11 protein-coding genes and 1 pseudogene are annotated in these 12,628 nt (G+C 61.3%); 3 read left to right on the forward strand and 9 right to left on the reverse strand.

Annotated elements, in window-relative coordinates; all coding sequences use genetic code 11:
• The 3 genes and pseudogenes from EFD55_RS25540 to EFD55_RS25550 form a co-directional block, all read right to left on the reverse strand.
• A pseudogene (locus tag EFD55_RS25540) lies at nt 1-190 on the reverse strand (transposase); the annotation flags it as partial.
• 106 nt (nt 191-296) lie between these two features.
• Nucleotides 297-1,871: a peroxidase family protein gene (locus EFD55_RS25545; RefSeq protein ID WP_245438548.1), complete on the reverse strand. Its 1,575-nt coding sequence runs from the start codon at nt 1,869-1,871 to the stop codon at nt 297-299.
• A 496-nt stretch (nt 1,872-2,367) separates the two neighbouring features.
• On the reverse strand, nt 2,368-4,188 hold the full coding sequence (locus EFD55_RS25550; protein WP_125848692.1) for a methyl-accepting chemotaxis protein: 1,821 nt from the start codon (nt 4,186-4,188) through the stop codon (nt 2,368-2,370).
• 941 nt (nt 4,189-5,129) lie between these two features.
• Between EFD55_RS25550 and EFD55_RS25555 the strand changes: the two genes are divergently transcribed.
• A complete protein-coding gene (locus EFD55_RS25555; RefSeq protein ID WP_125848693.1) occupies nt 5,130-5,516 on the forward strand; it encodes an acyl-CoA thioesterase in 387 nt (128 codons plus the stop codon).
• A 19-nt stretch (nt 5,517-5,535) separates the two neighbouring features.
• Entirely contained in the window at nt 5,536-6,123 is a 588-nt protein-coding gene (locus EFD55_RS25560; protein ID WP_125848695.1) for a hypothetical protein, read from the forward strand.
• A 117-nt stretch (nt 6,124-6,240) separates the two neighbouring features.
• Here EFD55_RS25560 and EFD55_RS25565 read toward each other — a convergent pair whose 3' ends face one another.
• From EFD55_RS25565 to EFD55_RS25585, 5 genes are all read right to left on the reverse strand, one after another.
• Complete coding sequence (locus tag EFD55_RS25565; protein ID WP_125848697.1) at nt 6,241-6,939, reverse strand: DUF4405 domain-containing protein; 699 nt, start codon at nt 6,937-6,939, stop codon at nt 6,241-6,243.
• 31 nt (nt 6,940-6,970) lie between these two features.
• Nucleotides 6,971-7,453, reverse strand: a complete 483-nt coding sequence (locus EFD55_RS25570) for a cytochrome P460 family protein (RefSeq protein ID WP_125848699.1) — start codon at nt 7,451-7,453, stop codon at nt 6,971-6,973.
• Between the two features lie 44 nt (nt 7,454-7,497).
• Entirely contained in the window at nt 7,498-7,914 is a 417-nt protein-coding gene (locus tag EFD55_RS25575) for a carboxymuconolactone decarboxylase family protein (RefSeq protein WP_183736852.1), read from the reverse strand.
• A 57-nt stretch (nt 7,915-7,971) separates the two neighbouring features.
• Nucleotides 7,972-9,060 (reverse strand): alpha/beta hydrolase, encoded by a 1,089-nt coding sequence (locus EFD55_RS25580; RefSeq protein ID WP_125848703.1) that lies wholly within the window; start codon nt 9,058-9,060, stop codon nt 7,972-7,974.
• 138 nt (nt 9,061-9,198) lie between these two features.
• Complete coding sequence (locus EFD55_RS25585; protein WP_125848705.1) at nt 9,199-10,098, reverse strand: LysR family transcriptional regulator; 900 nt, start codon at nt 10,096-10,098, stop codon at nt 9,199-9,201.
• A 148-nt stretch (nt 10,099-10,246) separates the two neighbouring features.
• On the opposite strand from EFD55_RS25585, the gene EFD55_RS25590 reads away from it, so the two are divergent.
• The gene (locus EFD55_RS25590; RefSeq protein ID WP_125848707.1) at nt 10,247-11,236 is read left to right on the forward strand and encodes an aldo/keto reductase; all 990 of its coding nucleotides are present in this window, start codon (nt 10,247-10,249) and stop codon (nt 11,234-11,236) included.
• A 104-nt stretch (nt 11,237-11,340) separates the two neighbouring features.
• On the opposite strand, the gene EFD55_RS25595 is transcribed toward EFD55_RS25590, so the two are convergent.
• The gene (locus EFD55_RS25595) at nt 11,341-12,513 is read right to left on the reverse strand and encodes a DUF1501 domain-containing protein (protein ID WP_125848709.1); all 1,173 of its coding nucleotides are present in this window, start codon (nt 12,511-12,513) and stop codon (nt 11,341-11,343) included.
• Between the last annotated feature and the right edge of the window lie 115 nt (nt 12,514-12,628).

Raw genomic sequence — 12,628 nt, forward strand, 5'->3', positions numbered from 1 at the left:
AGCGCCTTGAACATCAAGGTCGGATCGAGCGGTGGGCGGCCGTTGTCGGCGCAATAAAGCCCCGCAACGCGATCGTGGATGAAGGAAAAGTCGATCACCGCGTCGATCTTGCGAAGCAGGTGATCCTCACCAGGCTATCGAGCGTCACCATCTCAAGAGCCGTCTGGGTGGGGGCAGGTTTCTTCAACATGTCCCAATGAATCATAAACCCCTGGACGGTGCCAGGGGTTTGTCAGCAGTCTGAGGCCGCTTGCGCGGCCTTCGATCAAGGTGAAGCCATGCAGCCTGGCGCAGTTTCACACGGCGCCCGACCCGTTGGTAAAGTTGATCAGGTCGGCCATGGTGAAATGACCCGGCTCGGCGCCCGGCAATGTCGGCCGCCATTTCGGCCATTGCGCCAGGAAGGAATGGCGATCCTCACGGATGAGGCCGGCAAGGACCTCCGCGACGATCGTGCCGCCCACCGGCCCGAGATGCTGGCTGTTTCCAAAGATCTCCGCCTCGCGCAGGATGTAGAACCATAGCGGCGCGTTGCCCTTGAAGATCCCGGGATGATTGGTCAGCAACGCGGCGCGCGCCCTCTTCCTGTCGGCATCCTCGCTGTCGAACAGCTGCTCGTCCGACAGCGCCTCCATTTCCATATGGCGGGCCACCGCCTGACCGGAAGGCAATCCGAGCCGCCAGCCGCGCAGCAGGTTCAAGGCGGCGAGCGCCCTGCGGATCTTGATTGGTTCGTGCCGGTGATCGGGCAGGCTCGTCAGCGGATCGACCAGCGTCGTGTCGAGCTTGTAGGAAGGCTGCGGCAGAACGGCGCCGGCCGGCGGCTCTCCATCCGGGGCGATCCCGTCGAAGAAGAAAGCCCAGTCGATCGGCCAGAAGCCGGGAAGCTCGCGAAAACCGTTCAGATTGGCTAGCGGCTCCCCCTCGAGCAGCGAGAAGATCGGAATGCGGTTGAACGTCGCCGTTTTCCCGTTGAACGGCTGCTCGACGGGCCTCGGCTTCGTCACGATCCGGTTCAGGGAATAGCTCGGCCTCACCATCGAGTGGCCATATCGGTAGGCCGCGACGGAGAACTCGACCGGGATGAAGGCGTAGCGGCCCTGCGGATTATAGAAGCGGATATTTGGCTTTTCGCCTCTGCCGACGATGACGCGCTCGTAGGTCTCGCGGCCGATGATCCGCGGCAGGAAATCATGCAGGACGATCCACTGGTAGTGCCAGCGCACCGTCTGCTGACAGAGCTCGAAATCGCGGCTGCGCAGCGTATCGACGACCTTGTTGTGAAATCGGAGAAAGGTGGCGTGGAGCTGCGAGACGATCACGTTTTCGTCGTTGCGCTTGTCGCCGAGCAGCGCGCGCCGGATCGGCGCGCTGTTCCTCGGCAAGTCGGGGCGGTTTTTCCGCGTGCCGTCGAAATCCTTGTCCTCTCCGAGCAACAGATGAAGCTCATCGTCTTCATAGAGGAAAGGCTGGTCGGCCGGTCCGGAGCCATAGACCGAATCCAGATCCAGCCGCGGCGTGCGAAAATCCTGCAGGGCATCGGGATCGTTGAAACGGTCGAGCGACGAGACCGGATCGAAGGTGATGTCATGATCGAGAAACTGGCCGAAATAGGTGAAGCCGGCCGGAATTGCCGGGTTCTCGTCTTCGGGCTCCCGCTCGTTAAGCGCGACGTCGACCGGTTTTCCCTCCTCAATCTTCTCGGCGAACTCCCCCTGGAACATCGTTTTCGCGAGATCGGTGAGTGCGTCCTCGGTAAATGCGGCGGCCGGCAGGTTGCGGAACATCCTCCCGAACCTCTGGTCGCGAACACTCGAATGCGCGACGCTATCCATGCCTCTTACTGGCGTACCATGCTTGCTGCGAGCCATATCGGCCTCCCTCGGTTACTCAACTGGAATGCGGCAGCGGTGCGATGAGGGCAGTGACATCAGGTGGGGAAGACTGAGATCCCCGAATGCGGAAGACGCGCGGCGGCCATGCCAAGGCCGCCGTGGCCGTGGTCCCGGATAATGAGAGAAATTGGAGAATTACGGTGGCTTCCGCTCCGACAGCGATTGCTATCGTCGAAATGCCCTGCCCTCAACTACAACCTGAATGAAGCATAACGACAGAAAAATTGCAACGACATTCGCTTAATGATTGAATCCGCTACTTTTTACCAAGCATATCTTGCGGGTATATCAGCCTGAAGATCTTGGAATTCCGCCAATCCACGCTCCTCTATAGTCGAGAGGATCATACGGACAATACGATCCGGCATCTGAGCGCGATGATGCCGTCACAACGAAAAAGAGCCGTCGTGGCGGCTCTTTTCCTGACGTTTTGATCTGAAGCTGCCGTGAGGCCGTTACTTCGCTCTTCCCCTCACGCGGCCCGCGTATACCTTGCCTCGGCGCGCTGCTCGGCCGCGCGCAACCGGAAATTCGAAAGCAGCGTCTTCAGCTGTGTGCTTTCGTCGGCAAGCGTGCGGCTTGCCGCCGTCGTCTCCTCGACCATTGCCGCGTTCTGCTGCGTCATCTGGTCCATATGGTTGACGGAGCTGTTGATCTCGTTCAGCCCGGTCGATTGCTCGCGCGCCGCCGTCGCAATCGAGGCGACGTGATCGTTGACCCGATTGACCAGCGCCTCGATCTCAAGCAACGCGTCGCCGGTCGAGCGCACCAGCGCAACCCCGCCCTCGACTTCCGCCGCAGACCGGCTGATCAGTTCCTTGATCTCCTTGGCCGCATTGGCGGACCGCTGGGCAAGCTCGCGCACTTCCTGCGCGACCACGGCAAAGCCGCGGCCCGCCTCGCCGGCGCGTGCGGCCTCGACGCCGGCATTCAGCGCCAGCAGGTTCGTCTGGAAGGCGATCTCGTCGATGACGGAAATGATCTGGTTGATGCGGCTCGAGGATTCCTCGATCCGGCCCATCGCGGTCACCGCATTGCGGACGATATCGCCGGAGCGTCCGGCGCTCGCCTTGGTCTCGGCGACCATCTCGCGCGCCTCGTTCGCCCGCTCGGATGCCGTCTTGACCGTCGCGGTGATCTCGTCGAGCGCTGCCGCCGTCTCCTCAAGGGCAGCCGCCTGCTGTTCGGTGCGCTTCGACAGGTTGCCCGTCGCCTCGCTGATGTCGGAGGCGCTTTCGTTGACGACGCGGCTCGATTCGGCGATCGCATGGATGACGCCGTTCAGCGCATCGACGGCAGCATTGAAATCACCCCGGAGCTTGGCGTAATCCTCGCCGATATCACCGATCGAGACCGTCAGGTCGCCGCCCGCAAGCTTCTCCAGCCCGACGCCGAGTGCCTGCATCGCGTGGGTCTGCCGCTCGGAGGCCGAACGCAGGTTCGCCTCGTTGCCGCGACGCTCTTCCTCGATCTGCCGCTGCCTCTCATCCTCACGGCCGCGCAGCGCGCTGCGCTCGTCGACGGAATCGCGCAGCACCAGCAGCGCCTTGGCCATCTGGCCGATCTCGTCGCGGCACTCACTGCCGGCAATTTCCACCGATGCTTCTTCGGCGGCGATCGCACTCATCGCCGTCTTCAGCCGGGCGATCGGCACTGTGACGCTGCGTACGATGGCAAAGGCGATCGCGATCGTCACCGCCGCACCGAGCAGGCAAAGCGCCGCGGCCCAGATCGCGTTCTGGCGATAGAGGGCGGCAAGGTCGTCGGCATAGACGCCAGTGCCGACGATCCAGCCCCAGGGCTCGAAACCGGCGACATAGGAATATTTGAGAACCGGCTCATCGGCGCCCGGCTTCGGCCAGTAGTAGTCGACGAAGCCCTTGCCGTCCTTCTTCACTTTGTTGACGAACTCGACGAACAGGAACTTGCCGGTGGGGTCCTTGATCTGCGAGATGTCGGTTCCGTTCAGTTGCGGCTTGATCGGGTGCATCACCATGGTGGGACGCATGTCGTTGATCCAGAAATAGCCGTCGGCGCCATAGCGCATCGCGCCGATCACGTCCTTGGCGGCCGCCTGCGCCTGCTCGCGGGTCATGGTGCCCGCCTGCTCCATCTTGTAATATTTGTCGAAGATGCCGAGCGCCGTCGCCTCCATCTTCTCCAGCCCCGCTTTCCGCTCCGCCTGCAGCTCGGAATAGGAATAGTTCAGAAAAAAGACCATCGTTGCCGCAAGCACGGCAAGCGTGAAGCCGACGAGGCAGTAAAGGCGGGTGGAAATCTTGACGTTGCGCATGAGCTTCCCGGCGATTCTTACATGTGTAATTCGTCACATAGTGAAACAGCTGAATTACCGGACAGTAAAGTTAGATTAGCGCCCCCTCACATAACGTAAGGTGAGATGACGGTTGCAAAATTCAACCGACTGAAATCGAACGGAATTTTAATCGGCGCGGCCCGCCATATTTTTGCCACAGCCGGCCGGCCGTAGGAGCTATCCCCGCCGCTCGCGCCTTGACACCGCATTTGATCTGGCAGGGCCGGAGCGCGCGAACCAGACCTCGGCTGAAAGCGAAACGAGTTTGCCGTTTGAATTGTTCGGCTTAGCACCTTGGAAATGAAACCGCGAATGGTAAGAACAGGGATGCCGCTAGGCCCCAATCCGATACATAAGGAAGGCACCGCTTGCCATCAGATTTTGGCCGTTGCCCCGGCTTGGGATTAGGTCCGTATGGGCCTTCCCCTTGGAGGAGTAATATAGATATCCTGTTGCCATATGAAGCAACAGCGAAACTCCTGAAGTCGAAAGCCAGATAGGCGCTATACAGAGCGCACCCGCATCACAGTTTTGATTTTTAATATCGATGTTTATTCCTGTGAATTGCCAATATATGCATGATACTATTATATGAGAAATCCCAAATAATACGAATGAATACAAAGCTACCAATTTATGAGTTGCAGAACTCAATATAATCCTCGTTTATTATATTCAACTTAACTATGTTATAAGCCAACAAACGGCGACCTCCTTCCTCTAGAAAAGAAATCGATACGCTGCAACAGTGCGACTCATTATGTATGTACCTTTTGAGTCGGCGGCAACTCACCCAAACAAGTGCACCCGCCACCGGCCCGCCACACCCTGCCTTCCCGCCTTTTACACGCGTTTGACCTTGCACTAGGGTGCTCTCCAGTGAATCACCCGCCACTACCGCATCAGATGGAGAACCCTTGATGACCGACACCGCCAAGCCGAGAGGTGAACTGACGCTGCGCACGCTTGCCATGCCCGGCGACGCCAATCCGGCCGGTGATATCTTCGGCGGCTGGGTCATGGCGCAGATGGACCTTGCCTCCGGCATTCGCGCCGCCGAGCGCGCCAGGGGCCGCGTCGTCACCGCCGCGGTCAAGGAGATGGCCTTCGAGCTGCCGGTCAAGATCGGCGATACGCTGTCGGTCTATACCGATATCGAGCGCGTCGGGCGCACCTCGATCACGCTGATCGTCGAAGCCTGGGCGCATCGCTCGCGCTACAACCAGCAGGAAAAGGTCACCGCCGGCACCTTCATCATGGTGGCTCTCGACGAAGAGGGTAAACCGAAGCAAGTCCCCGAGGAGTGACAGGGCAGAGATCGAAAGCATGGAAACGGTCAGCTCGCCGGAGGTCTTCCTTCACATCAAGGTGGTGATGGGCATGGTCGTCAGCCTCTCACTGGCGAGGCTGCTCACCGGCGTTGCCGGCATCGTCCAGCATCCCGGCAAGGCGAAGGTCTATCCCGTTCATCTCGGCTGGGCGCTGTCCCTGTTCCTCTTCATCATCCATATCTGGTGGTGGGAATACCGCCTGCAGGCCGTGCCGGTCATCGGCTTCGGCATCTATCTCTTCCTGGTCTGCTTCTGCAGCCTGTTCTTCCTGCTCTGCGCCCTGCTCTTCCCGGCAAGCCTCGATGAATATGGCGGCTACGAGGAATATTTCATCTCGCGGCGCAAATGGTTCTTCGGCGTCCTCGGCCTCACCTACGCCATCGATATCCTCGACACGGCGATCAAGGGCCATGAGCGCATCCTCTCGCTCGGCTGGGAATATCCCGCCCGCAATATCGTCTACATCCTGCTCTGCGCCATCGCCGCCTGGACCCCCAACCGCCGCTTCCAGACCACCTTCGTCATCATCAACCTGATCTATCAGGTAAGCTTCATATTCCGGCTTTATGATGTGCTGGGGTGAGACGCGGTCCCGCAAAGCGGGAGCAATCGATCCAGTGAATCGATTGCAGCGTCGAACGCCCGGAGCCATGCGAAGGGCCGGGCAGCCGCAAACTCCCCAACGAAACCGTCTCAAACATCACTCGCCGGCTTCCGTCCTCTGCATCACCCCGTCCGCCCATCGAAGCCACACCGCCATATAATGCGCAGCACACGCCCCCGCCCCCAGGATCACGATATGATGCAAAAAGAACCCGATCGTAGACTCCTGAAAATCCCAGAAATCGATCGACGGCCGGCCGATGAGCCTGTCCCCGATTCCCATGATGACCATGCTGCGGATACCGCACACCGCTATTGCGCCGGCGACGCCTCGAAGGGCAGCGGTCCTGATAGCGTCCGGCGGCCCGACCCGCAACAACCTGCCCGTGACGGCCATGATCATCGACCAGTGAAGGCCGAGATGGACGGCGGCGAGGATGAACGCCCAATAGGCCGCAAGGATGTGAATTTCACGCGCAGTCGGCCCGCCGCTAACGGGAAGGAAAGCAAACACGCTGCGCGATATCATCACGCTGGTCACCAGCAATGCTGATATCGCCAAGGCGATCGAGATATTCGATGCGATTGTCACGAGGCTCTGCCTGCCGCGCGCCACCTTCGGAAGCCTGCCCCACCACCGCCGGTTGAAGACGTTGTGCGATACGAGAAGAATGAACATGCCGGTGCCGATCAGCTCATGCGACGTGTTGCCCAGCCACCAGTAGGCGAGAGCGACCAGAAGCAGCCCGGCGGCCATGAAGTCCAGCACCAGGCGCATCAGGAACAGCGGGCTCACAATGCGACCCTCGCCGCGGTTTCGCGCGGGCCTAGTCAATGACCACCCCTTCGAAAGCCTTGAGATCGTCGAGCGTGTAGAGGAAGTCTTCGTCGGCTCTTGAGGAATGGCAGGACTGGCACCGCGCCGTGTTCTCGGCCATGTTGACGCTGCCGTCAGGCTTGAACCATTGGAATTGCCAGTCACCGGTGCGACGGTCCTCGTCATAGTCGTCGCCCCACCCGAGGCCCTTTTCCATGACGAAGATGCGGTAGACTTTCCCGTCGCGGTAGTCGACCAGCGCGAAATGCGTACCCGCGGGAACAGGCTGCCCGTTCTTCACCGCCTGGATGGCTTCCTTGGTCGTCATGATGTGCTCGGTCACCTCGCCGCGCCTGACAGTGGTGTAATGAACGAGACCGGCCAATTCGGGCATCGTCGTCCGGTTCGGTTCGGCATCGACCTTCCAGCCGATGAGAGCGACGGCAGCGGCCATGGCAAAGAGTATGGGAATGCGTTTGAGGAGATGACGCATGGATGTCTTTCCTGATTTCGGACAGAAGCGGTAGGCCGCGCGTCTCATTCGCGTGCGAAGACGTCTTTCGCGACGGTGACCGCCGAGACCGCATTCGGCCAACCGGCATAGAAAGCGAGATGGGTGATCGTCTCGATCAGCTCGTCCTCGGTCACGCCGTTCTGGCGGGCGATGGCAAGATGGGACCGCAGCTGGTCGGGCGGGTTCATGGCGATCAGCGCGGCAACGGTGATGAGGCTGCGATCCCGCTTCGACAGCTGCGGGCGCTCCCATATATCGCCGTAGAGCACATCGTCGGTCAGTTCAGCCAGTTTCGGCGCGGTCGCGCCCATCAGTTGCTGGGCGCGCGAGCGCCTGGCCTTGTCGTCGCCTTGCGCGGGCGTCTGAGCGCTGCCGACGCCGGGTAGAACGGCGAGCACCATGCTGGCCGACAGCATCAGGTTTCCCAAAAGATGTTTCATGGATTTCACCTCATGATTTCCAGGATCGGGCAAATGCCGCGAAGATTTCGCGGTGGATCAGTCGAGCTTCTTCTCGCGGAGGAATGTCGAGACCAGATCGGCGATCTCAACGTTGTTCAGGTCGGAGAACGGGAAGTGGGTGTTGCCGCGGATGCCGATCTCGGGAAGGTGCACGACGGTGACATCGCCGCCATGCCTGTTCACCGTGTCGCGCCACAAGCGCGCCATTGCCAGACGCACCCGCCAGCTGTCCTGCGCCGGCATCGGCGTCGGCTGGTCTGGAATGTTGTCGCCGTAATAGATGACAATCGGAATCTCAGTCAGCTTGATGAAGTCGTCCATCGGCACCGGCACGCCCTTCAGCGTATCGAACGCGCTCGGCATATCGGCGGGGAGCTCGCCTGCCGGGAACACGAAGCTGCTGCCGGGCTCGAAGGCGACGATGGCTTTGACCTTGTCGCTCTTGATGGCGGTCAGCCAGCCGGGTCCGCCGCCCTGCGAGTGGGTGAAGAGGATGCCGGGGCCGATCTTTTCGAACAGCTTCGCCACCGCATTCGACACGACATCCATGTCGAACGGCCCGGTATTCGGCGTCATCGCGCGAAAATACTGGTTCAGCGCTTCCGGATCATGGGAGAATTGCACGCCGTCGAAGTAGTTCGGCCTGATGCCGACGCGAAACTGGTTGAACCAGAGCTGCTCGTCCGCCGTCGGCTTCACTGTCGTCTCGGCCATGGTCCGACCAGCCCCGCCCCGGCGCGGCTGGTCAATGAGATAGGTGGAGAAGCCCCGACGGAGGAAGATGTTCTGGAAGCCTTCCCGGCCGTCGGGCGTCGTCTCCCAGGTCTTGGAGAATTGTCCGGCCCCGTGCCACATCACGATCGGGTACCGACGCGGGTTCACCGGCACCTGGTAAAAGGCAAAGGCGTGATCGCCGTGATAGGTCTGGCCTGCTGGATCAAGAGGTTTCAGCGGATCGAATGTGCCAGGCGCTGCCGTGCTGGTTCCCCCGACGGCAAAGCTGCCCTGCTCCTGGATGACCAATGGCTCCGGCTTTGCCGCATCGGCAGCCATCGCCAATGTCGCGGCAAGCTGCGCAGAGGCAAGCAGCAATGCGCCCAAGGTGTTGGACAATCCATATCGCATGTCGGCTTCCCGCTTCGTTTCGGATGAGAAGGTAGCGACATCGCACCGTCAGGATTAGTCGGCTCAGACAGCTAGGCTCTATTAGATCAGCTAATTAATCACGACCTGTTGATAAGCCGTGATGGAATAAAATCGGCATTACTTTCCTCTGTAGCGGAGCGCATCGACGAACAGCGTGAACGCCGGAGACGCATGCCGCCTGTTCGGATAGTAGAGATGATATCCTGGGAAAGGCTGGCACCAATCCTCGAGAACCCGAATCAACCGCCCGTCTTCGATGTAGGACTGAACCTGGTCCTCGGGCATGTAGGCCAGCCCGAGCCCGTTCAGCACAGCGTCGATCCGCATGGCGATGTTGTTGAACACCGTCTGCCCCTCGACACGGACGCGCAATTCGCGGCCGTCCTTCTCGAATTCCCACGGATATATCGTCCCGTGCGTCGGCAGCCGCATATTGATGCAGTTGTGAGCCGTCAGATCCTGCGGGACATCGGGGCGCGGATGGTTCTCGAAGTAGGAGGGGGCGCCCACGACCGCCATGCGCATCTCGGGACCGATCCGGACGGCGATCATGTCCTTCGCCAACTGCTCGCCGAGCCGGATGCCGGCGTCATAGCGCTCGGCGACGATATCGGTCAGGCCGTAGTCGACGATCACCTCGACGTTGATATCGGGATGATCTGGAAGAAAGCGCGCCAGCACAGGCGCGAGAATGGAAATCGCGGAGTGCTCGCCTGCCGTGATGCGAATGGTGCCGGCCGGCCGCTCGCGCATTTCGCTCAGCGCGGCGATCTCGAACTGGATTTCCTCGAATCTCGGTCCGACCCGTTCCAGCAGACGTTCTCCTGCCTGTGTCGCCGAGACGCTTCTGGTCGTGCGGGTCAAAAGCCGCAGCCCGAGCTTCTCTTCAAGCCCGCGCACCGTCTGGCTCAGCGCCGATTGCGACACGCCGAGCTTGGCAGCCGCCTTGGTGAAGCTCCGTTCCCTCGCGACTGTGAGAAAGGCGACGATCTCATTGAAGTTGTTGTCCTGGGGCATTCATTAGTTCGCCTTATAGGTCCATGCGCATTACAGCATCTAATCGAAAGCTGACACGAGGACTAAGTTCACGTCAACTCGACCGGTCGGCAATCCTGAGCCCGCGCCTTCCCCTCGAGCCCACACAAAGCCACGAACGGACACGACCATGAAAATACGCAATATCGGCGATCTCGAAGTCTCCGCACTCGGCCTCGGCTGCATGAGCATGAGCTCAGCTTACGGCCCGCCCGCCGACGAAGGCGACATGATCAGGTTGATGCGCACCGCCCATCAACAGGGCGTGACCCTGTTCGACACGGCCGAAGCCTATGGCCCTTTCGTCAATGAGGAGCTTGTCGGCAAGGCGCTCGCGCCGATCCGCGACCAGGTGGTGATCGCCACCAAATTCGGCTTCGATATCGACCAGAAAACCGGTGAACGCCGTGGCGGCACGAACAGCCGCCCCGAGCACGTCAAAGCAGTCGCCGATGCCTGTCTGCGCCGCCTGAATACGGATCGTATCGACCTGTTCTACCAGCACCGCGTCGATCCCGACGTGCCGATCGAAGATGTGGCCGGCGCCGTCAAGGACTTGATCGCAGCCGGCAAGGTCAGACATTTCGGCCTTTCCGAAGCCGGCGTCCAGACGATCCGCCGCGCCCATGCGGTGCAGAAGGTGACTGCCGTCCAGAGCGAATATTCGCTCTTCTGGCGCGGCCCCGAGGAAGAACTGCTACCCGCCCTTCAGGAACTCGGCATCGGTTTCGTGCCCTTCAGCCCGCTCGGCGCCGGCTTCCTCACAGGCAAGATCGACGAGAACACCAAGTTCGATCCGAGCGATTTCCGCAACAGCGTCCCGCGCTTCTCACCAGAAGCGCGCAAGGCCAATCTTGGGCTCGTCGACCTGATCCGCCGGATCGGCGACCGGAAGGGCGCAACACCCGCACAGATCGCCCTCTCGTGGCTGCTCGCCCAAAAACCATGGATCGTCCCGATCCCGGGAACGACGAAGCAGCACCGGCTGGAAGAGAACCTCGGGGCTGTGGACATCAACCTTCTGCCCGACGACCTCGCCGAAATCGACGCCGCCCTCGCAGGTATCGAGGTTCAAGGCGAACGGCTTCCCGAGGCAGCGCTGAAGATGACCGGCCGCTGAGGCCTATCGCCGATATCGCCGCCCGGCCCTTCGCTTGGGCCCAGGGCGTTCGGCCCTGCGATCGATTCACTGGATCGATCGCTCCCGCTTTGCGGGACCGGGCCTCACCCTCTCAAAAACTGCGACCCCTTATCGAACCCCAGCCCCGGAAAGATCTTCCCCGTCAGGTCATCCACCCCGACATCGAACTGCCGGTAAAGCATCGCCGCCGCCACCTCGCGCACGTCAGCCGTCGGCATCAGGTCGCGGTCGTCGAGCAGCTGGCCGTCGCCGATGCCCGGCCAGCGGCCGAGGATGCGGCCACCGTTGATCGCGCCGCCCGATAGCAGCGCGCAGCCGCCGGTGCCGTGGTCGGTGCCGCCGGAGCCGTTCTGGCGGACAGTGCGGCCGAACTCGGTCATGGCAAGCACCACGGTCTTTGCCCAGATGTCCGGCCCGAGCGTCGTCTTCAGCGTGTTGATCGCCTGGGCGAGATCCTGCGCCGGTCGCTTGAACTGGCCGGCCTGGCCGATATGGGTATCCCAGCCTGATATCGAGAAGCTGGCGATGCGGTAGTCGCCCTTCAGCATATTGGCGGCAAGTGCGGCCACGTCGGCGGTCTTCTCGCCGCGCTGGCCATCCGGCTCGACCATCATCGCCGCACTGTCGGCCCGCGTCGCCTCGGCAAGTGCTGCGGCAAACGGCGGGTCGCCGGCATAGAGTCGCGCCAGGAACTGCATCTCGTCGCGCGCCGGCGCAAGATTGGAATCCGACGCCCAGACATCGACATTGTTCGGGCCGGACAGGATCAGCTCCGTCGAGGTATTGACGTCGATCGCCTTGCGCGCATCCGAGCGCGGAATGACGGCGAGCGCCCGATTCAGCCAGCCGGTCTTTTCCTCGGCGACGTGTTCACCGCCTGACTCCAGCATGTCCTGCCCGTCGAAATGGCTGCGCTGGTCGCGATAAGGCGTCGAGACCGCATGCACGAAGGCGAGTTCCCTGCTCTTCCACAGCGGCATCAGATCGGCGGCAGCCGGATTGAGGCCGAAATGCCCGTCAAGATCGAGGAGCCCGGTCTCGGGCGTCAGCGCCAGCGTCGGCCTCAGCGCTGCAAAGCCGGCATCGCCATAGGGCTGCACCAGGTCGAGCCCATCCATCGCGCCGCGCAGCACGATGGTGACGAAGCGGTTGTCCCCCGGCATCGCCGCGAAGGTGACCGGTGTGAAGATGGGAGCGGCGGCAAGACAGCAGGCCGATGTCAGAAAGCCGCGGCGGGAAAGCGAGATCCGATTCATGGGCGGAGCCTCCTAAGCAGGTTCCGGAAAAGTGTCCGACGGTTTTCCGGCGAGAACCTGCGACAAAACAAAGGAGCTAAGCAGACGAAGCGTTGGCTTGCCAACGAAAGTCTGC

It is taken from the genome of Rhizobium pisi (assembly GCF_003938655.1).
In the GTDB taxonomy this organism is placed as follows: Bacteria; Pseudomonadota; Alphaproteobacteria; order Rhizobiales; family Rhizobiaceae; genus Rhizobium; species Rhizobium pisi.